This window comes from Massilia sp. MP_M2 (assembly GCF_039123635.1).
GTDB lineage: Bacteria > Pseudomonadota > Gammaproteobacteria > Burkholderiales > Burkholderiaceae_D > Telluria.
In genome coordinates this window covers 62,412-83,400 of record NZ_JBCHJF010000011.1, presented here as the reverse complement: position 1 = coordinate 83,400, position 20,989 = coordinate 62,412, and the positions used below count along the sequence as shown (strand labels likewise).

The window sequence follows — 20,989 nt, the reverse complement described above, 5'->3', positions numbered from 1 at the left end:
ATGATACTGCCTGCAACCACCCTTGCCGCCGCCCTGGCCAACTACCGGCTCGACACGCACAACCGGCCCCTGCGCATGGTGCTGGGCCAGCCCGGCGCCGCCGATGTCACTGCGCTGCTGCCGCACTATGTCAGCGCCAGCGAGTCAGTGTGCGGCGGCCTCGAGCTGCAGCTTCTCTGCTTGTCCGAAAGCGCGACGCTCGAACTGAAGCGTTTTATCGGCGTGCCGTGCGAACTGCAGATCGTGACCGACCGGGGCCACCTGCGCAGGCTGTGCGGGATCGTCACGGCGGCTGCATCGGGCCACAGCGACGGCGGGATCGCGAGCTACAAGCTGACCGTGCGCGACGCGCTGTCGGTCATGGATGCGGCGTGCACCACGCGCGTGTTCCGCAACAAGAGTGAACTCGAGATCATCGAACTGGTCCTCAAAGAATGGCAAAGAAACAATCCCGTGATCGCGTCGACCTTCGACTTCGAGATCGCCAGCAGCCTGCTCAACCGCAAGCTCCCGAAGCGCGCGCTCACGATGCAGTTGAACGAATCGGATGCCGGCTTCATGCGTCGCCTGATGCAGCGCCGCGGCATCGCCTGGTTTTTCCGCCCGGGCAGAACCGACAGGCAGAATCAGGCAGGCGGTGATCTCGCCGGCATCGGCCACACGCTGGTGCTGTTCGATGATGATCAGGAACTGGCGCGCAATGCGGCCGGCGCCATCCGCTTTCACCGCGATGGCGCGACCGAGGAGCGCGACGCGATCACGCTCTGGAGCGCAGAGCGCACGCTGGTGCCCGGCCATACGTCGTTGCACAGCTGGGATTACCTGAACCCGGGCAATGGCGGCTCAACGACCAGTTCGCCGCTGCGCGTCAACCAGGGCAAGACCGGGAACGCGCTGGCCGCCGGCCTGGAACACTATCAGGTGACGGCGCCACATCTTGGCGACAACCGGTCCGACCTGGTGGCCATCAGCGATGCGCTGGTGGCGTACCACGAATTTGTCGCCAAGTGCTTCCATGGTGAAGGCACGGTACGCGACCTGGCCGTTGGCGAGTGGTTCGGTCTGACCGGCCATCCCGAGATCGACAAGCACCAGCCCGAACAGCGCGAATTCGTGGTGACCGCGCAGCGCATCGATGCCGCCAACAACCTGCCGGTGGACGTCAACGCCCAGATCGAACGGCTGTTTGCGCGCAGCGGCTGGGACATCGTCCGGCTTGACGACACTGCCCAAGCGCTGCGCTACCGGTGCCGCTTTACCTGCGTGCGGCGTGGCATACGCATCGTGCCGCCACCACCGGTGATTCCGCAGCCACAGTTGCAGAGCGCGATCGTCGTCGGACCGAAGGACGAGGCCGTGTGGTGCGATCACCTGGGCCGCGTCAGGATCCGTTTCCCGGCAACCCGCGCGCAGGATCACGCACATGCCGCTGGTGCGGGCGCGTCGAGTTCGGATACCGACTCGGCGTGGGTGCGCGTGGCGTCCGGCTGGGCGGGCAATGGCGCCGGCAATCAATGTGGCACGCGCCTGCTGCCGCCCGTGGGCGCCGAGGTACTGGTGGCGTTCGCCGGTGGCGATCCCGACAAGCCAGTCATCATCGCCCAGGTCTATAACGGCGCCGCTCCACCGCCCCGCTTCCGACGCGAAGATGGCCTGCCCGCCAACCGCTACCAGTCAGGCCTGCGCAGCCGAGAAATTCACGGCCAGCGCGGTAACCAGTTGCGGCTCGATGACACGTCTGGGCAGATCAGCGCGCAGCTGGCGAGCGACCATGGGGCGAGCGAACTCAATCTGGGCTACCTGACCGAGCCGCGCCAGGAAGGCCGCGCCAGGGCGCGCGGCGAAGGGGCCGAAATACGCACCGAAGACGCCATTGCTCTGCACGCGGCGCGCGGCATCCTGCTCAGCGCCTGGAAACTGCTGGGCGGTGGGGGCGACAAGGGTGCGCAGCTGGCCCGTGACGATTATCTTGGCCTGCTGCGCGATTGCAGCGAACTGTGCGCGTCACTGGGCAACTACGCCGCGCAGCACAACGGCTTGGCCATCGACACGACCGAGCAAGAGGCGCTGCTGGCGCGCTTCACGGCATGGGAAGACGGCAGCAATACCAAGCCGGAGGCAACGCCGCCGGGCGAACCGGTGATTGCCGTGACGTCCCCGGCGGGGATCGGCTTTGCCAGCTCGAAAGCCGTGGTCAGCTACGCGGGAACCAACGTCGACACGGCCGCGCAACAGCACATGCAACTGACCGCAGGCCAGCGGTTCTCGGTCAATGCCGGCAAAGGACTGTCGCTGTTCGCGCATCACGGCGGGCTGCATGCGATCGCCCACAACGGCAAGCTCCTGATGCAAAGCCAGCACGACGACACGGCCATCGAATCGGCGCAGAACATGCAGCTCACGGCGACGGAGGGCACGGTGACGGTCACGGGCAAGGTCATCCTGCTGGTGGCTGCCGACGGCTCGTTTCTCAAGCTGGGCGATGGCCCGCCCGTATTTGGCAGCAAGGCGCCTCTGCAATTTCATGCGCCGGATTACACATTTGACGGACCTGAATCGATGGCGGCGCAGTTGCCGACATTTGGCGCTGGCGGCGCCGACCAGAAACTGGAACTGCGCTATCCACGGGGCGTAGCGGACGACGATGGCGCCGAACCGCTGGGCGCGCTGGTGAAGGACATGAAGATGCATGTGGCGCTCAGCGATGGCACGAGCCTGGAGGGTGTCAGCGATGCGCAGGGCAAGTCTGAATTGCTGGCGCGCGATGCGATGCATATGGCCGAGATCGTGCTGTCGCGCGGCGGCGAAGACCAATAGGAGAACGAGATGGCCAGCAAATATCCGAAAAGCGAATACGTCATCAAACGCGATAACGCGCTGCTGCAACCCTGTCGCATCAGCGACAAGATCGTCGACGTACCGCGCGAGCAACCCTGCAACATCATCGTGGTGCATGGCGTAAACGATGTTGGCACCAGCTATGGCGCGGTCGAGGAAGGGCTGTGCGCGGGACTGCAGGATCGCCTGCTGCGCAAGTTCAAGCCCGGTACCTACCGGATGCCGGGCGAGGGGGACAAGAAAACGCTGCTGGATGATCCGGATGCGGTGTTTTTCAAGCGCGACACGGCGCCCGACACGGATAGTCCGGTGATCCCGTTTTACTGGGGCTTTCGTGAAGTGGGCAATCTGACGAAAACCGTGAATGGCCAGAAGACGGACCGCAACGGCAATCGCCTCGACAAGGACCTGTCCAAGGGAGGCGGGCCGTTTGGCAATGCCACCAGCACCCTGCCCGATATGTGGAATCGGGGCGTGTTTGCGCCCGCCGATCCGGCGGGCGATCCACTACGGCCGGTCAAGACCGGACCCGGTCGCATGTACATGGTGCTTGCGGCCCGGCGCCTCGCAGCGCTGGTCGCAATGATTCGCCAGTATGAGCCGAATGACACCGTCAACATCGTCGCGCACAGCCAGGGTTGTTTGATCAGTTTGCTGGCACAGGCTTTCCTGATGGAGATGGGTGAGCGTACGGCGGATACGCTGATTCTGACGCATCCGCCGTATAGCCTGGATGAAGGCATGGGCGTGGCGATGCGGACCGCCACCTTTTTTACAGGTGATAGCGACAAGGCCATGGAGGGTTTTTACGACCTGATTACCAGCAGACAGAACGTCCATGCCCGTCTGCAGACGCTGGTCAATATTGTCGCCGGTGTTGCGACGTCAAAGGCAACCTCACCCGTTTTCGGAAAGATCAGCGAGACGGACTCCTGCGGCATGGTGCATGGGCGCTGGAAGGCAGATGCTGATCGCGACAACCGGGGCAAAATCTATTTGTACTTCAGCCCGGAAGACATGACGGTCGCTCTCGACAATATGCGTGGAATTGGCTGGCAAGGGGTACCCGATGCCGTTGCATACATGCGCTACGCACCATCAAATACGGTCAAAGGTTTTAACCAGACAGCGTTATTCGGCTCGATCCCTACAATGGTCGTCACAAACCGCAAGGCCATCGATGAACTGGGACCCACGTTCCGTCAACGAGTATTCACGGCGAAATTGAGACCTGTGGCCGGAATGGGGAAAGCGGCCCCAGTGCTGATCGGCCAGCCACCACATGATTTTGTGTTACGACTACCGGGAGAGGACGATCATGCCCATGTGGCAGCCAGCGGCCGTATGCTGCGTGAATCTCTACCTGAGGTCAACACCGGTCATCCGTTGCAGCGTCATGGCATTCGAACGATCAATGGTGAGTCCCTAAAGAAGCCTTGCCAGGCGGACGTTCAAGGCAATCAAGTTAATGCAGAAAAGGTTCCGACGCATTCGATGCTCGCGCACCTCAAGCGCGAAAAACGCGGACCCTGTGAGGAAGTCGATCCGATTGACGCCGCTATCGCCGTTACGAGCGATAAAGGCCTGCTTGTCAGGACCGTAGGGCTGCCGGCGTCCGTTGTCGCATCGATCGAGCGCGGAGGGACTGATGACGTCTCGGAGCAAGACCGTCAACGGCTGGAAGTCGCTTACAACAATTCCCGAGTCCCAGGCAACACCAATCCGGATGACATGTCGCGCATCTTATGGGCCACGCGCTACAAACATGTCATTTCCGCGCAGGTACAGGAAAGTCCGAATGCTGCAAGGCTGCGCTGGCAACAGGAAGTCAGTCCGAAATCGTTTCATAGCGCGATTTTTGGAAGCAGAAAAAATCACCGGCAGGTCACTGCATACGATTTGTCGATTGGAAGCGGCAAGGCGGTGAGTGATCCGACGTTTTATGCCTATTTGCGCGCAGTGGCGGATTGGCGGCTGAAGAAACCCAACCAGCTCACCCAGCCGAGACCGGGCATATTGACCTGGGACTCGTTTCTCAAGTTATACCGGGCCTATTACGATAACGAACCCAATTGGAGAAAGCAGCTTATCCAGGGAAGCGTCGGATATTACAGTAGCGGCATCCTTCCGGACGGGCTTCCTTTACTAGCTGGAAAACTATGGGACATAGTCATCTCAGAAACAACATCAGGCAAGTGCGTCGTAGCATCTCCGAGTAAAGGAAAATCATGAACAAAGTTTCGCCTGATGAATTACTGATCTCCCCACCAAAGGCATGGAAATACATTGCCGGAGCTGTGATCGCATTTCCTGTTTTTTTCCTGCTATGGGTTGTATTTGATCTCAGAGTATTGCGCCCTGAATTAGCAAATCTGGACATGGAGACTACGATGGAAAAATTGCGCTGGTTCGGTATCCCTCTTCTCGTGATAACTGTTCTGTTCGGCGGAAAGTGGCTGTTTGATGTAAGTGCGGCTCAAGGCCGCGAACGCATGTGGCAGAAAAAGATCCAACAACTCAAGCAAGAGAAACTCATCAAAAAAGAATCCGAGCAATCCAGACGCGAGTACGTGCTTGAAGTACTGGGACTTGGCATCACAGTCGAGCAGTATCGCCAGGGGAAACTGTGGAACATATTGCAGAAAGGGGGCCCGTATACCAGTATTCGGGAACCTGATCCGAGCAAGTACCCATGGACCGGGATCGACAAAATGGGACAAACCGGCGGTCGGGCTTGCGACGCACTGGAAAACGGCGTCAATCCTTCGCCAATGTTTTGGGGGGTACCATCGCTGTATGCAGGCGGTCCGTATGACAACCCCAAGGATCCTCCCAGCGATATTTCCCCGATAGCTGGTCTTGCTGCCAGCGCTGAGGGAACTGGGATGGCATGGCACTTGTTCTCAATCGGTCCCTGGCAGCTCAGCGAAAGACCAGACCAACTTCTCGAACAGGCGTTCGCGTTTTTCGATGCGTACCCGGATTTGCCGTACATCGTGTTGCTCAGCACCGAAAGTGATTCAGATCGCGACGATGGGCAGGGGCCTGACAAAGAAAGTCGAGTACGGATTGGGCACTATATTCCGGCTTATTCCGATGCCACAGCGGTCTTCATCCTGGCAAGACGAGAGCGGGTCGAGCCACTGCGCCCCTATGTATGGGAAGACCCGGACAACGACTATCTACAAGAAACCCTGCGCCAGATGTACTACCAACTCATGAGCACAGTACCCATGCGCCCGGAACTGAAAGCCGAATGGCCCCACATCACCAGACAACCCACCGTCGCCGAATGGCTCCCTGCCGCCGCCAAATTCGCCAAGGCCCCTGTGTTCGATCGAAAAGAAAGCACCCTGCTCGACGACTACAAACGCTGGGCCAATCCGCCCCCGAAAGACTGGAAGCCCACCCCCTGGTTCCCGATCCCCTGGAACCGCAATCAGCTCGCCGCCTTCGACGCCCTTCCCTCGATGGGCTTCATCCACCGCCCCGTGTTCGTCAAGTTCGAGGACGACCAGGGCAAACCGGTCAAGCGCCGCGACGCGCGTCAAAAGCTGCTGGAAGCCGGCTGGCAGCAGGCGCTGCAAACGCTGCCCGAAGCGCAGCGCGCCGCAGGCCCGGCGCGCATCATCGCCGCGTTCAACCACGACACCGAACAGAAGATCACGCTGGCCGGCACGCTGCACGCGTATGCCGCGCAGGGCGGTACGGACATCGACACCGGCAAGACCTCACAGTTCATCGATACCGACCAGCGCATGGGCAATACCGGCGCAGCGACCTTCTTCGTGCAGATGGCCGTGGGCGTAATGGGCAGCTATATCGACGGCGGCGCCTCGGCCGCGATCAATCTGCGTGACCCGGCCGGTGCCAGCATCGTGTTCATCAGCCCGCCGAGCAAGGAACGACGCGAGGCACAAGGCGCAAACATCTTCAAGCACATCGTGCAGCCGTCGATCGACCCGGACAACTACAAGCCGCCAACGGTGGCGTCGGTACTGGGCGCCGAGGCGGATGCAAGCCCCGAACACGACATCGCAGCTGACTGAATCACCATCACAAGAGAGGCTCAATCATGCGCAATATCATCAGGCTCGGCGACGCCACCTCGCATGGCGGCAAGGTTCTCAGCGTCAGCGCGCGGCATGTCAGTGTGGGGGGCATTCCGGTAGCGTGCGTGGGCGACACCTGCAGTTGTCCCATCAAAGGTCACAACGGCTGCAAGATCGTCAGCGGCTCGGCGCACCATAAAATCGACGGCAGTTTGATTGCCTTCGATGGCGACAAGACGAGTTGTGGCGCGACGCTGATCGCCAGCGCCACCAATTGCAAGGTGCCGTGATCAGCGCGCGGCCATCCTGACCGTGTGCGAGAACTTCACCGGCAGCGCCGGGCTGCTCTTGATGCCGCCCGCGTCGAGCTTGCGCAGATCGGTCACCCACGGGCCGGCATACCGGATCTCGTAACTGTGCTGTCCCGGCTTGAACGCATACGCCTGCGTGATGTCCAGCGTGTTCAGGTAGGTCGTCTGCGGCTTTATTTCAAGGTAATCGGCAGCGTTCAGCGGGCCGCGCTTGACCATGCGGCCCGTGTACGCGACCGTGTCCGTCAGTGAGCTCAGCGCAAACCGTGGGGCGCTCAGATCGTCGCCCAGCGCAATTTCGCGCGGGATCCATACCGGCGCATCACCCCGGTTCTCGATCAGTACCCGTACCTTGACCTTGCCGGCCCCGGTTTCCACTTCGAGCCGGTGATGGACGTTCACCTTGGCCTCCACGGCGTTGACCACACCAACCAGGCTGACCAGCGACAGCACCATTGCCAGCTTGGCCGCCGGCGAGCTTCGTTTGACATGCATTGCGACTCCTCGAGGATTCACGGCAGGCGTCACCCGCGCGACGCTGCCTGTCGATTATGGCATGAATCCATCAATACATTCACGGAAGTATGTTACCGCCGGTCTCGGGCAGCGCGGCCAGGATCATCACCGCCACGCGCCGGTTGCGCGCCTTGCCGATCTCGTCGCTATTGGGCGCCACGGGCCGCGTCGCCGCAAAGCCGATCGCCGACAGGCGCACCTCGGACACGCCGTTGGCGGCGAACAGCCGCACCACGCTGCTCGCGCGCGCGGTCGACAGTTCCCAGTTCGATGGATACAGCGGATTGGCAATCGGCAGGTCGTCGGTATGGCCTTCGACCTCGATGCGGTGCGTATCGTTCCTGAGCAGGCCAGCCACCTGCGCGAGGATTTCCTGGCCTTCGCCGTCGAGCACTGCTTCGCCCTGCGGGAACAGCACGCTCGCGTTGATCTCGACGCTGATGCCGCGCGCGTTCTGGATCACCCGTACCTGGCCCGACTTCACCAGCGGCAGCAGGGTTGCCGACAGTTCGCGCGCCATCACGCCCATCTTTTCCTGCTCGCGCCGCGCTGCCTCGTTGCGGCGGCGGTTGATGATGTGCGACAGCGGCAGCACGGGTTCGACGTTGGTGTTGACCTGGGTGGCTGCGCCGCGGCCGCCGAATGCATTCCCGAGCGCATCGGACAGCACCTGGTACTTGCCCTCGTTGACAATGGAGATGGCGTACATGACGACGAAAAACGCGAACAGCAGCGTGATCAGGTCGGCGTACGAAATCAGCCAGCGCTCGTGGTTTTCGGTGGGAACATCGTCGTCGTAGCGCTTGCGGGCCATGGCGCTGGCCTAGTGGTGCGTGAGCAGGCTGGCGACGCGTTCGTCGACGACGCGGCCGTGGTCGCCGCTGGCCAGGTCGGAAAAGACTTCGGCCAGGATCTCGTACTGCGATACCTTGTCGCTGACGATGGCCTTGAGCTTGTTGCCCACCGGGTAAAAGAACAGATTGGCCATGCCCACGCCATACACGGTCGAGACGAATGCCACCGCGATGCCCGAGCCCAGACGGGCCGGATCGGACAGGTTTTCCATCACGTGGATCAGGCCCAGCACGGCGCCCAGGATGCCGATTGTCGGCGAGTAGCCGGCGGCCGATTCCCAGATGCGCGCCGCCTGGCGCTGGGCGAATTCGTAGCCGTTGATTTCGTGTTCGAGCAGGCTGCGCACTTTCTCGGGCGCGATGCCGTCGACCACCAGGCGCAAGCCCTTGGCGACGAACGGGTCGGCCTTGCTCATGAATTGTTCGAGCGACAGCAAGCCATCGCGGCGCGCCGTCAGGCTCCATAGTGCGATTTCGCGCGACAGTTTCTGGCGCCCGTTTTTTGGTGGCACGAATACCCAGCGCAACATGGTGATGCCGCGCAAGAAGGTGCGCGTCTCGCTTTGCAGCAGCACGGCGCCGAAGGTGCCGACCACCACGATGGCAAATGCGGCAGGCTGGATCAACGACGAGAACTTGCCGCCGTCGAGGGTGTAACCGAGAAAGATGCCGGCGATCGCCAGCACCAGGCCGATTACGCTGGCCCAGTCCATAATTGCTCCCGTAAGGTGGTGCGCAAACGTGCGACGGCCTGGGTGTGCAGCTGCGACACCCGCGATTCACTCACGCCCATCACGGCGCCGATTTCCTTCAGGTTCAGTTCTTCTTCGTAGTACAAGCCCATCAGGAGCTTTTCGCGCGGCGGCAGCTTGTCGATCGCGTCGATCACGGCCTGGCGAAAATCGGTTTCCATCAGGCTGCGCAGCGGGTCGGCATCGTCCACCGCGTAGCGATCGAGAAAGTTGTCGCTGCCTTCGTCGGCATGAAAGTCTTCGTAGTACAGCAACTGGTGGCCGCCCGAGTCGGCCAGCATGTCCTGGTACTCGTCGAGCGAGATCTTGAGCGATGCGGCCACCTCGGATTCGCTCGGCGGGCGGCCAAGGCGCTGCTGCAGCGACTGCATCGCGCCCTCGACCTTGCGCATGTTCTGGCGCGTGCTGCGCGGCATCCAGTCGCTGGCGCGCAGCTCGTCGAGCATCGCGCCGCGGATGCGCAGCACGGCATAGGTCTCGAACTGCGCGCCGTGGTCGTCTTCGTAGCGGTTGATCGCATCGAGCAAACCAATCATGCCGGCCTGGATCAGGTCATCGACCTCCACCGAAGGCGGCAGCTTCGCCTTCATGTGGTGGGCAAGACGCTTTACCAACGGCATATGCTCCGTCAGCAAAGAATTCTTGTCCGCTTTCCCTTTGACCGTATACATGCTGGCGTATGTCTTTTTCTTTATATGTCGTTAGCGACGGTGTCAGGAACCGATGGACGTGCTGCCCTGGCGGCCGAACTGCGGCAGTGCGGGCAGTGCGAACTTTCCGGCCAGCTGGCGAAACGCAACCGATGCGCCGGCCAGCGGGAACGCGTCGACCACGGCCCGGCCCAGGCGCGCAGCGCGGTGCAGGTATTCGTCGGCCGGCACGGCGCCCATGAAACTGAGCTTGACGGCCAGGTAACGTGTTGCTGCCAATGACATATTATCGTATACCACCTTGGCCTCCCCCTCGGATGCGCCGGTTACCAGGATGCCGAATGGCCGGCGGCCCAGTTCCTGCGTCAGGCGCTTGATGAGCGAGTAGGCATTGGTGATCGACGCCGCACTGGTGGACACCTGGATCACGATCTCGGAACTGGACATCAAGGGCACCGGAAATTCGCCGTCCGGGCCCAGTTCGCCATCGACGATGACGATGGCCGCCTGCGTGGCCAGCACGTCGAACGTCTTGCTCAGGCGCCGCACATCGTCGGTCGATTCGGGCGTGCCCATCGGCACGACCGAGAAGCCTTGCGGGGCCGGATGGATTACCTGGTTCAGCGCGCTTTCCTGGCGCGCCACCTGCAGCAGCGAGGCGCAGCGGTTCAGGCCCAGGCGGCGGGCGACGCCGTACTCGACGTTGCAGGCATCGACGATCAGTACTTCGTTGCCGGCCTGGGCCAGCGAGGCGCCCAGGTTCACCAGCATCGCGCCCTTGTCGTCTTCTGGCGTGGCCGACAGGAACGTGACCACGCGCGGACGCGGGCCTTGCAGCATGCGGCGCAGGCCTTCTGCCTGGTCGAAGTCAAAACTAGCCATGCGACACCTCGCGGCGGTTGGCCTTTGCGGTGGCTGCCATCAGCATCGGCAGATCGGCATCAAGAGGCGCCTCGCCGTGGTTGCGGAAAGCGCGGTCGATCAGCATCGCGCTGTCGGCCACGTGCAGGTCTTCCGGCACGCGCTGGCCGTTCGACACGTAATGGAGTTTGAGCTTCTGGCGAATGACGATGTCGAGCACGCCGCCGGTTGAGGCGGCTTCGTCCATCTTGGTCATGATCGCGCCGTGCAGGCCGCTGCCCTGGTAGGCGCGCACGACTTCGTTCAGCGTCTCGTTGGTCGACGTCGAGTTCAGGCACAGCAGGCGCTTGACTTCGGCACCCGAGCCCGACAGCATCGCGACCTGCTCGGCCACCATGTGGTCGCGCTGCGACATGCCGATGGTGTCGATCAGCACCGTGTGCTTGTTGCGCAGTTCTTTCAGCGCGATGCGCAGATCGGCCTCGTCCTTCACCGAGTGCACCATCACGCCGAGGATCTTGCCGTAGATGCGCAGTTGCTCGTGACCGCCGATACGGTAGGCATCGGTGGTGATCAGGGCCAGCTTGTCCGGGCCGTGGCGCATCACGCAGCGCGCGGCCAGCTTGGCCGTCGTGGTGGTCTTGCCCACGCCGGTCGGGCCGACCAGCGCGAACACACCGCCTTCGGACAGCATCGCGTCTTCGTTGCCGATGGTCGCAAGGTTGCGGGCCAGCACGGTCTTCACCCAGCGCATGGCTTGCGCCGCGTCATTGGTAGCCGGCATTTTTTCAATGATGTAGCGCGCCAGCGTGGCAGAGAAACCGGCGGCCAGCATTTCGCGCAGCACTGTGGCCTTGTGGGGTTCGCGCTGGGCAGTCGAGCCCCACGACAGTTCGGCCAGCTGGGTTTCCATCAGGCCGCGCATGGCGCGGATTTCGCTTATCATGTTGCTGACTTCAGAGCTCGCCGACTCCTTGGCCTGGGTGATGGCGGCGCTCACCATGGCGGTCATGGCGGCCATGTCGATGGTCGGTTCAGGCGCGGGTGCGCGGCGTTCGGCGTAGGTCGCGGCCGGTTCAGCCGGGGCCAGCGGCGCCACGGGCGCGACATAGGCAGGCGCAACCGGCGAGTTCATGACCGGACCGGCATCCTGGTAGCGGCGTGCCGGCGTGGCACGCGGGGCAGCGGGTGCGAGTTCGTCGAAGTGCTGCAGCTGCGGTTTTGGCTGGGCCATGTCGGAATCGGCGACAGGCGCGGACAGCGAGGCGACATCGTCGTTGTCGAGCGCCAGAATTTCGACGGCGCCGTCGACCGGACGGTTGGACAGGATGACGGCATCCGGGCCCAGGGCTTCGCGCACCTTGCGCAAGGCATCCCGGGAAGTTGCCGCTGTAAATTTCTTCACTTTCATCGTGGTTCTCCGCACTTCAATCTATGTTCTGCATGACGGGCACATGCCCATCGATAAGAATCATTATTGTCGATGCCGTGCGGAAACGATCAACCGAGAAGGATGGGGAAAAGGGTCTATTTCCCCATAATCAGAAAAAGTGATACCAGTTTATTGCGACTTGGCAGCATCTGTACAGGTCTCACCGAGGATTGCGCTGGCGCAGGAAGATGGCGTTCGGGTGCCGATCTTGCGGATACTGGCCGGGTCGAATCGTGACTGGCACGACTGGCGTGCCGCAAACGCCCATCAGGAGCCCCCCCCCATGGCACGCTCGATCCGGCTGATCTACCGTAACGTACAGGGCCGTGTACGCCGCAATTTCAACTGGCCCGGTCTCACCGAGAGTTCGGCCGTTCTCATCACGGCCGCAGAATGGAAAGCGGTGCTCGACCCGTTTGATTCACCGCCCGGCCGCCCTCACCTGGGCGAAGCCAATGTGTATGTCACCAATATCGGGCCGCACGATCCCGAAGGTGGCGCCGGCGGCGTCGAGTTTCATCTGCATGTCGACTGGGACAGTCCACTGCATGTCCTCGTGACGATCACCGATCTGGGGCCGATCGAACAGCAGATCGTGATTGGCTAGGCGTCATGGCGCCCCCGCTGTGGCAGCGTCATCGGTTGTGACACCTCAGCGACTGCCTGCACCAGCTACCTATGATCAGAAGCTTCTCAACCAGGCTTCAAGGGGTTCCATATGGTCGAATGTACGTTCAAACTCAACGGTAAGCCGATGAGCACATTTGAAATGCGCTCTTTAAAATTTCCAGCCTTTTCGGGCTTGGACAACCAGGTAAACCGCAGGGAGTTCATTTGCAACGCGAATTCCGGTCCGATTCCTCCGGGTGTCTACTACCTGCTCGATCGCCATTCTGGCGGTAAGCTGGGAGCGCTCCGCGACGTATTCACCGGCCGGTCTGACTGGTTTGCCCTCTATGCCGCGGATGGCAACGTCGATGACGAATTTTTTTGCGACAGGGTCAAACGGGGCAACTTCCGTCTGCATCCAAAAGGACCAGCCGGTATCAGCAGAGGCTGCATCACCATCGAGCGGGAAGTCGACTTCAACATTTTGCGCGCTCACATCAAGGCGACGACCGAGATGACCATCCCCAATAGCACGTTGACAGCTTACGGCCGGGTGACTGTCACGTGAAGAAAATTTTCGTGCGAAGCCTGCTGACGATATGGGTACTGGTCGCTACCGCTGCACTTGCCCGCTTCTGGCTGACATACCACTACCTCTTCCCGCAGGTGCCAATTCCCTTCTTTATCTGGGTCAGCGATCTGTACGGCGCAACCAACGGTGAGGAAATGGCCGATGTCGAGTTGCTTGTCGCTCTGGTCGGTGCACTGGTGATCGTACTGATCGTCACATCGACCGGCATCCATATCTTGCGCAAACTACGCAGATCTCCGCTGGCGCACCACTAGCCAAGGCAGCGCACAAGCGCTGCCTTGGCGATTACATCGGCACGCCAACCAGGCTCGTCACGCGAATCGTCTTGGTCTCGGGCACTTCGGCATGCGACAGCACCTTGAGGGCCGGCACGGCGCGGCGCAGGAAGCGCGACAGCAGTACGCGCAGTGGCGCCGGCACCAGCAGCACGGGTGACAGGCCCATCTGCTCTTGCTGGTTGGCGGCATGCGCTGCCTGCTGGGCGATCGTATCGGCCAGGCCCGGCTCGATGCCGGTACCGTCGCCACCGGCGCCCATCGCCTGCATCAACAGGCGCTCGAGGCGGTTGTCCAGAGTCATCACCGACAATTCGTTCTCGCCCGGGAACAATTGCTGGACGATCGCACGCCCCAGCGACACGCGCACCACGGCGGTCAGTTCGGCCGGGTCTTGCGTCATGCCGGCGTGCTCCGACAGCGCCTCGATGATCGAGCGCATATCGCGGATGTGCACGCCTTCGACCAGCAGGTTTTGCAGCACTTTTTGCAGCGTCGACAGCGACACGACTTTCGGTACCAGGTCTTCGACCAGTTTCGGGGTCTCCTTGCCCAGGTGGTCCAGCAGCGCCTGCACTTCCATGCGGCCCAGCAGTTCCGACGCATGCAGCGTGATCAAGTGGTTCAGGTGCGTGGCAACCACGGTGCCGGCATCGACCACGGTGTAACCCATGCTTTGCGCTTCGTCGCGCAGGCTCGCTTCGATCCAGGTCGCCGGCAGGCCGAAGGCCGGGTCGGTGGTGACCACGCCTGGCAGCGTGCCGCTGGCCATGCCCGGGTTGATCGCCAGGAACTGGCCGTTGAGTGCTTCGCCGTTACCCACTTCGACGCCCTTGAGCGTGATGCGGTATGCCGACGGCTTGAGTTCCAGGTTGTCGCGGATGTGCACTGGCGGCGCCAGAAAACCCACTTCTTGCGCGAACTTCTTGCGGATGCCCTTGATGCGCTTGAGCAGCTCGCCGCCCTGGTTCTTGTCGACCAGCGGAATCAGGCGGTAGCCCACCTCCAGGCCCAGCGTATCGACCGGCATCACATCCTGCCAGGTCGCTTCTTCGCTCTCGGCCGGCGCCGTGCGGGCGGCGGCGGCGGCATCGGCCACGGCAGCGGCCTCCGCCTGTGCCGGCGCTTCCTTCTTGCGCTTCGAGATAAAGTAGCCACCGGCAGCAAGCGAGCCGGCCAGCAGCAGGAAGACCATGTTCGGCATGCCAGGGATCATGCCCAGACCGCCGATGATGGCGGCCGTGATGTACAGCGCTTCGGGACGGGCGAACAGTTGGTTGGTCAGCTGCGAGCTGACGTCTTCATCGTTGGCCACGCGCGAGACGACCATACCGGCCGCGATCGAGATGATCAGCGAAGGAATCTGCGCAACCAGGCCATCACCGATGGCCAGCAGCGTGTAGATCTTGGTCGCTTCGCCGATGGCGAGGTCGTGCATGACGACGCCGACGATCAGACCGGCGATCAGGTTGATCACGGTAATCATGATACCGGCGACGGCATCGCCCTTCACGTACTTCGAAGCACCGTCCATCGCACCATAGAACTCGGCCTCTTGCGAGACTTCCTGGCGGCGCTTGCGCGCTTCGTCTTCGCCGATCAGGCCAGCGTTCAGGTCGGCGTCGATCGCCATCTGTTTACCCGGCATGGCGTCCAGCGCAAAGCGTGCACCGACTTCGGCGATACGGCCCGCGCCCTTGGTCACGACCGAGAAGTTGATGATGGTCAGGATGATGAAGACAACGATACCAACGGTGTAGTTACCGCCGATCAGAAAGTGGCCAAAGGCCTCGACGACCTTGCCGGCAGCGGCGCTGCCCGTGTGCCCTTCGGTCAGCACGATACGGGTCGAGGCGACGTTCAGCGCGAGGCGCAGCATCGTCGAGACGAGAAGGATCGATGGAAAGGCCAGGAAGTCGAGCGGCTTGACCGTGTACAGCGCGGTCAGCAACACGATGATCGACAGCGCAATATTGAAACTGAAAAACACGTCCAGCACGAACGCCGGCAGCGGCAAGATCATCATCGCCAACAGCATGATGATCAGAATCGGCGCCGCCGCCTTGCCGCCTTGTGCTCCAAGGCCGCTCATCCAGGCTGGCAGTTTCATGCTGTTGGTCATTCAGTTGCTCCATTATCGGGTGCCGGTCGCTGTTGCGAGGCCGGGTTCAGCGGGTCCATCTCGGCAGGTACTTTCAACCTGGTCGGGCGATCCGGGTAGTCGCCCTCGCCCTTCTTGTACGCCCGCAGCTGGTACACGTAGGCCAGCACTTCCGCCACCGCCGAGTACAGCTTTTCCGGAATCTCTTCATCGATCTCGGTGTGCTTGAACAGGGCGCGGGCCAGGGCCGGGGCTTCGAGCATGGGCACCTTGTTCTCAGCGCCCATTTCGCGGATCTTGGCCGCGATATCGTCGACGCCCTTGGCCACCACCCGCGGCGCACCCTTGCCATCCGCGTACTTCAGTGCGACTGCATAGTGGGTCGGGTTAGTAACGATCACATCAGCAGTAGGGACATTTTGCATCATCCGGCCCCGGGCCATTTCGCGCTGCATCTGCCGAATCTTCCCCTTAATCTGAGGATTGCCGTCCGATTCCTTCGATTCCTGGATCACTTCCTGGCGCGTCATCTTCAGTTTGTCTTTCCAATGCCACAACTGATACGGGCCATCGATGAGCGCAATCACCCCCAGCGCGCCGGTGATGAACAGGAACGAACGGCCGATCATGTCGCCGACGTGGGCGCTGCTTTCATTGAGCGGCTCGACCGCCAGGCCCAGCATCGCCTCTTTCTGGCCGCTGACGACGATCCAGGCCACCACGCCGATGATGATGGTCTTGATGATGGCTTTGAATAACTCGACCAGCGCGTTCTTGGAGAACATATTGCCGATACCCTTGATCGGGTTGAGCTTGCCGAAGTTCGGCATGAATGCCTTGGACGAGAACAGCCAGCCGCCGATCAGCAGCGGCGAGATCAGGGCGATGAGCATGATGGCGCCGGCGATCGGCAGGCAGGCCAGCATCACGCTGACGATGTCGTTGAGAATGCGTTCGAGCAGGATATTGGGATTGAAGATTTGCTCGCGGTCGAGCGTGAGACCGGACTTCAGGGATGTCGCCAGTCTGCCGACGAGCATGCCGCCAAATGCCCACAGGCAGGCGCCGGCCGTCATCAGGACAGTGAACGTCGCCAGCTCGCGCGATCGGGGAACGTCGCCTTCTTCGCGCGCTTTCTCGATCTTTCTGGGCGATGCGTCTTCGGTCTTTTCTGCGTCGCTGTCATCCGACATGCTGCCCCCGCTCGATTGCTCTTGAATGTCTTAGCGGCACCTTTGTACCGCGCGAGCGAGATTATCGCTGAAATTGCCGTGCGGACAGGTCGAGAACAAGCGGGGAAACCCGCCCCAGTTCAGGGACGGCGTCGTGCGGGCTGCAGCCCGGGTGAAAATTACATGCGCCGGCGCGCGAGGACCGGCGCTGCCTGCTTGTGGCTGTGATCGGCCAGGCCGCCAGGCTGGTTGGCGGCGGATGGGTTGGCAATGCGGGCAACAACCAGGCCGGACGTCGTGCCCTGGCCATTGCTGCTGGTGGTAATGAGTGGCTTGACCGCCACCGGCTTGACGACGACGGTGGCTGCCTTCGGCGCCAGCGGCGCGGCCGCCACTGGTATGACGATCGGCGCGTGGCGGCGCCGGGCGCGCCAGGCCGCGACGACCAGCGCGTACACGCCCAGGTACAGCGCGAAGCTGGCCAGCGCGCCCTGCACCAGCACCTCTGGCTCGCCCGCATAATTGACGGCCAGCGCGGCCGGCACCAGAGCGATGCCCCACGAGACTGGCGAGACGAAGGCATTGCGCAGCGGTGGCGGCAGCATGCGCAGGTAGCGCGCAGTGATCGCCGTCTTGACCAGGCTGTGCAGGTGCCAGCTGTCCGGATGGCCCGGATGGCGCCGGCACCACAGGCGACGCATGATCGTGAAGACGGTTTCGAATACCGGGTAGGCGCAGGCCAGCAGAGGCGCCCAGGCCGACACGGACGGATTGCGGTAGACCAGCATGACCGACAACCAGGCCAGCAGGAAGCCGAGCAGGTAGGCGCCGCCATCCCCAAGGAACAGCTTGCCTAAGGGGAAATTGACGAGAAAAAAGCCTGCAGTGACGGCGCAGATCACGAAGCACAACTGCGCCAGGTGAATATCGCCGGCGCCCAAGGCGATCAGGCCCAGCGTACCGAGGCCGATGACGACCGTCCCGCTGGCCAGGCCATTGAAACCATCGATGATATTGACGGCATTGGCAACGCCGCCGACAGCAAACGCGGTAAACAACACGGAGAAAGGCAACCAGCCGAGCATGCCGTCGAGCAGTGGCAGGCCCGTGTGCTGCAACGTGACGCCCGTGAGGAACCAGCACACCACGCCACTGCCGATGGTGGCCAGCAGGCGGGTGCGCACGGAGACGGTGCGGGTCAGGTCTTCGGCCAGGCCAAAGACGAAGGCTGGCAGCGAGGCAACGAGAACTGGCAGCAGTAAATCGCGCTGCGCTTGCGGCAGGACGCCGAGCGCCATCCAGAGGCCGGTCATGATGGCGGCGCCGCCAATACGCGGGGTTGGGGTGATATGGAATTTCTGCACGCCACGCGTTGCATCAAGCGAGTAGCGACCATGCCAGCGTGTGGTGAGCACGAGCAGGAGCGATACGATCAGCGATGTGGCGAAGCCGATTTCGAGGCCGGCTAATGGCAAGTTATAAATACTCATAGAACCACTTTGTTAACCCGGCAATTCTATCGCATTTCGGGTCGCTTCTTCCCGATTCGTGTTGACACAGACTTTCTCGCACAATCCCACTCATGATTATCGATGTCATACAAGCCCTTGATTGTGAACGACTTATTGAGCAATTTTAGGTACGTTGCGCTGCAACAATCAATAGTACAGATACTTCTCCTACCATTTCTCCACAAATTGTTACACTTTTCTCTAGTGATATTCAGATAGATTTATTTCTTATTACCCAATTGGGGCAAATCATGGCGCGACGATATTCAACCGCACGAGTGTTCTATTCGATCGTCATGTTATGTCTGGGCGCCGTGCATTCGGCGCATGCCATCCCTCAGGGCGCCGCATCGCCCGACCTGCTCGAAGCGCGGGCGCGGCTGCAGGAAGCCGAAGCCCGGCAGGCGATCGCCGAAGCCGAGCGCGCCGAATTGCTGGCGCGCCTGCCGCCGGCGCAGGCCAGGACACTGGGCGGCAGCGTCGATATCCGCGGGTTCGGCGCCGCCGGCCTGGCACGCGCCGTCGACCTGACGCTGGTACTGGCAGCCGAAATTTGCCAAATTCTGCCGCCTGGGCGCGTCGTCATCCTGTACGACGCGTCCGTCAGCCAGGGCATCGTGGTGGCGCGCACGGTCGACGCTGCGCTGCTCCGCGAGGCGCAAGAATTGGCTGCGCGCAACGCCGAGCTGCAGCGCTATATCGAGACCAGCTCGACACCTGGCGCGCGCCGGCGCAGCGCCGTGCTGCTTGCCTGGCTGACAGCGCCGGCGATGGTGCTGCGCGCCGGCGCCGATCTGGCCAACCTGTTCAAAACCGACACCACGCTGGCCGGTACCGCCTACGGCGACGGCGCCCGCGCCCTGTTTGCCAGCGCCATGGCGCGCAACTGCCCTGCCCGCCTTGCTGGACTGAGCGGCGGCTATATGGGCGAACTCGACGTCACGCGCCACGCGGCCCTGCTGGAACGGGTGCGGCTGGTGGGACTGGAACGCGCTGCACTCGCGCGCCACGTCGATGTACTCGACGCGCTGGCCGCCACCGCCAAGGGCGAGAGCAAAAAAGAGCTGGCCGCCGTCGCGGCCGCTGCGACGGGACAGCTCAAGGCGGCCGACAGCTTCATCGACTCGCTGCGCGCGGGCGAAGCAAGCGACAAGAGCCCGCTCTTCACGACGGCGCGCTATCTCGGCCAGGCCGAGCGTAGCGCCGGTGCACTAGTGCTCGATGTCGATCTGCGGCTCGAAGGTCTTGCCGTACAGCGCGATCATCTGTTCACGGGCGAGCGCCTGGCCTTGTCGGGCGTGGCCTTTCTCTGGTACCGGCTGCATGAACCGGATGGGCGTCTGATACGTGCCGATGCGCTGCGCCGGATCAGCCGGCCGGTGCAGGTCAATCTGCGCGGCGTGCCAGGTGGCGCTGGCTTCTGGGACGAGCCCGGCGTCAGGATGCCGCAGCCTTGAGCGTCTGCTCGATCGCGCCGAACAGCGATTTGCCATTCCCGTCGAGCATCTCGATGCGCACCGTATCGCCAAAGCGCATGAATGGCGTGACCGCGTCGCCGCCATCGGCCATCTCGATCCAGCGTGCCTCGGCAAGGCTGGCGTAGCCCGGCGTATGGCGCCGGGTGGTCCGGTTCGATACCACGCCCGAGCCCACGATCGTCCCGGCCGTCACCGGCCGCGTCATCGCCAGCGCCGACAGCAGCTGCGCAAAATTGAACGTCATGTCCTCGCCCGCCTCGAGTGTGCCGACCGGATTGCCATTGAAGCGCACGCGCAGGGGCAGCGCGGCTTTTCCGGCAGCCCAGGCGTCGCCCAACTCGTCCGGCGTGACCGCCACCGGTGCAAATGCGGTAACTGGTTCAGCCTGCAGCAGGCCGAAACCCGCAGCCAGGGCATCCGGCAGCAGATTGCGCAGCGTGATGTCATTGGCCAGCAACAACAGGCGAATCTGGCCCAGCGCCGTATCGGGCGTCGCGCCCTGGCGCAGGTCGCCGCTGATGATGGCCAGCCCGGCGCCAAAGTCGATGCCCCACTCTTCGCGCGCCAGCACCAGGTCTTGCGTGGGACCGAGCAAACCATCGCCCGCAGCCTGGCGCAGCTGCGGCGCTTCACGCCAGGCAGCCGGAACGCTGCGTCCAAGCCCGCGCTGTTCCAGGTCGTGATGGTGCAGATAGGTGGCGCCATACACGCGGGTGCTGGCGCGCGGCAGTGGCGCCATGCAACGGGTGGGGTCGAAGTCGAATGCCCGGCGCGCCGCGGTGTCCCCCTTGCCGTCATTCAGCTGACGGTAGAGTGCATCGAGTTGCGGGGCAATGAAGGCCCAGTCATCGAGCGCGGCGCGCAAACTCGGCGCGATGCCGTCGGCAATGTGGGCAGTAGACAGGTCGCGCGACACCACGGCCAGTTGGCCGTCACGGGTGCCGTCGTCCAGCGAGGCAAGTTTCATGGGCGGGCTCGTGAGAAC

General features: G+C 62.4%; 18 protein-coding genes. 8 read left to right on the top strand and 10 right to left on the bottom strand.

Annotated features, from left to right (window positions below; genetic code table 11):
* Genes RCH14_RS20525 through RCH14_RS20510 form a run of 4 tightly spaced genes read left to right on the top strand, consistent with a single transcriptional unit; the run spans position 1 to position 7,180 of the window.
* The gene (locus RCH14_RS20525; RefSeq protein WP_343027947.1) at positions 1–2,817 is read left to right on the top strand and encodes a type VI secretion system Vgr family protein; all 2,817 of its coding nucleotides are present in this window, start codon (positions 1–3) and stop codon (positions 2,815–2,817) included.
* Positions 2,818–2,826: 9 nt separating this feature from the next.
* The gene (locus RCH14_RS20520; RefSeq protein ID WP_343027946.1) at positions 2,827–5,070 is read left to right on the top strand and encodes a DUF3274 domain-containing protein; all 2,244 of its coding nucleotides are present in this window, start codon (positions 2,827–2,829) and stop codon (positions 5,068–5,070) included.
* A complete protein-coding gene (locus RCH14_RS20515) occupies positions 5,067–6,887 on the top strand; it encodes a DUF2875 family protein (protein ID WP_343027945.1) in 1,821 nt (606 codons plus the stop codon). The genes RCH14_RS20520 and RCH14_RS20515 overlap by 4 nt, the downstream gene beginning before the upstream one ends.
* 26 nt (positions 6,888–6,913) lie before the next feature.
* A complete protein-coding gene (locus RCH14_RS20510; protein ID WP_343027944.1) occupies positions 6,914–7,180 on the top strand; it encodes a PAAR domain-containing protein in 267 nt (88 codons plus the stop codon).
* Here RCH14_RS20510 and RCH14_RS20505 read toward each other — a convergent pair whose 3' ends face one another.
* The 6 genes from RCH14_RS20505 to flhF form a co-directional block, all read right to left on the bottom strand.
* Positions 7,181–7,696, bottom strand: a complete 516-nt coding sequence (locus tag RCH14_RS20505; RefSeq protein ID WP_343027943.1) for a hypothetical protein — start codon at positions 7,694–7,696, stop codon at positions 7,181–7,183.
* 79 nt (positions 7,697–7,775) lie between these two features.
* Positions 7,776–8,531: a flagellar motor protein MotD gene (gene motD / locus RCH14_RS20500; RefSeq protein ID WP_343027942.1), complete on the bottom strand. Its 756-nt coding sequence runs from the start codon at positions 8,529–8,531 to the stop codon at positions 7,776–7,778.
* 9 nt (positions 8,532–8,540) lie between these two features.
* Positions 8,541–9,284, bottom strand: a complete 744-nt coding sequence (locus tag RCH14_RS20495; protein ID WP_343027941.1) for a flagellar motor protein — start codon at positions 9,282–9,284, stop codon at positions 8,541–8,543.
* A complete protein-coding gene (locus RCH14_RS20490; protein WP_343027940.1) occupies positions 9,266–9,994 on the bottom strand; it encodes an RNA polymerase sigma factor FliA in 729 nt (242 codons plus the stop codon). Before RCH14_RS20490 ends, RCH14_RS20495 begins: the two co-directional genes overlap by 19 nt.
* Before the next feature lie 42 nt (positions 9,995–10,036).
* Positions 10,037–10,855: an antiactivator of flagellar biosynthesis FleN protein gene (locus tag RCH14_RS20485; protein ID WP_343027939.1), complete on the bottom strand. Its 819-nt coding sequence runs from the start codon at positions 10,853–10,855 to the stop codon at positions 10,037–10,039.
* Entirely contained in the window at positions 10,848–12,245 is a 1,398-nt protein-coding gene (gene flhF / locus RCH14_RS20480; protein ID WP_343027938.1) for a flagellar biosynthesis protein FlhF, read from the bottom strand. The genes RCH14_RS20485 and flhF overlap by 8 nt, the downstream gene beginning before the upstream one ends.
* A 304-nt stretch (positions 12,246–12,549) precedes the next feature.
* Between flhF and RCH14_RS20475 the strand changes: the two genes are divergently transcribed.
* From RCH14_RS20475 to RCH14_RS20465, 3 genes are all read left to right on the top strand, one after another.
* Positions 12,550–12,873 (top strand): hypothetical protein, encoded by a 324-nt coding sequence (locus RCH14_RS20475; RefSeq protein WP_343027937.1) that lies wholly within the window; start codon positions 12,550–12,552, stop codon positions 12,871–12,873.
* 147 nt (positions 12,874–13,020) lie between these two features.
* Positions 13,021–13,443: a DUF2778 domain-containing protein gene (locus tag RCH14_RS20470; RefSeq protein WP_407070101.1), complete on the top strand. Its 423-nt coding sequence runs from the start codon at positions 13,021–13,023 to the stop codon at positions 13,441–13,443.
* Positions 13,440–13,721: a hypothetical protein gene (locus RCH14_RS20465; RefSeq protein ID WP_343027935.1), complete on the top strand. Its 282-nt coding sequence runs from the start codon at positions 13,440–13,442 to the stop codon at positions 13,719–13,721. Before RCH14_RS20470 ends, RCH14_RS20465 begins: the two co-directional genes overlap by 4 nt.
* 31 nt (positions 13,722–13,752) lie before the next feature.
* On the opposite strand, the gene flhA is transcribed toward RCH14_RS20465, so the two are convergent.
* The 3 genes from flhA to RCH14_RS20450 form a co-directional block, all read right to left on the bottom strand.
* Entirely contained in the window at positions 13,753–15,864 is a 2,112-nt protein-coding gene (gene flhA / locus RCH14_RS20460; protein WP_343027934.1) for a flagellar biosynthesis protein FlhA, read from the bottom strand.
* Positions 15,861–17,036 (bottom strand): flagellar biosynthesis protein FlhB, encoded by a 1,176-nt coding sequence (flhB, locus tag RCH14_RS20455; RefSeq protein ID WP_343027933.1) that lies wholly within the window; start codon positions 17,034–17,036, stop codon positions 15,861–15,863. Before flhB ends, flhA begins: the two co-directional genes overlap by 4 nt.
* Positions 17,037–17,194: 158 nt before the next feature.
* Complete coding sequence (locus tag RCH14_RS20450; RefSeq protein ID WP_343027932.1) at positions 17,195–18,505, bottom strand: glycosyltransferase; 1,311 nt, start codon at positions 18,503–18,505, stop codon at positions 17,195–17,197.
* A gap of 272 nt (positions 18,506–18,777) precedes the next feature.
* Between RCH14_RS20450 and RCH14_RS20445 the strand changes: the two genes are divergently transcribed.
* Positions 18,778–19,983: a hypothetical protein gene (locus RCH14_RS20445; protein ID WP_343027931.1), complete on the top strand. Its 1,206-nt coding sequence runs from the start codon at positions 18,778–18,780 to the stop codon at positions 19,981–19,983.
* Here the strand turns inward: RCH14_RS20445 and RCH14_RS20440 are convergent.
* Positions 19,964–20,971 (bottom strand): fumarylacetoacetate hydrolase family protein, encoded by a 1,008-nt coding sequence (locus tag RCH14_RS20440; protein WP_343027930.1) that lies wholly within the window; start codon positions 20,969–20,971, stop codon positions 19,964–19,966. The genes RCH14_RS20445 and RCH14_RS20440 overlap by 20 nt on opposite strands.
* Positions 20,972–20,989: the final 18 nt, after the last annotated feature.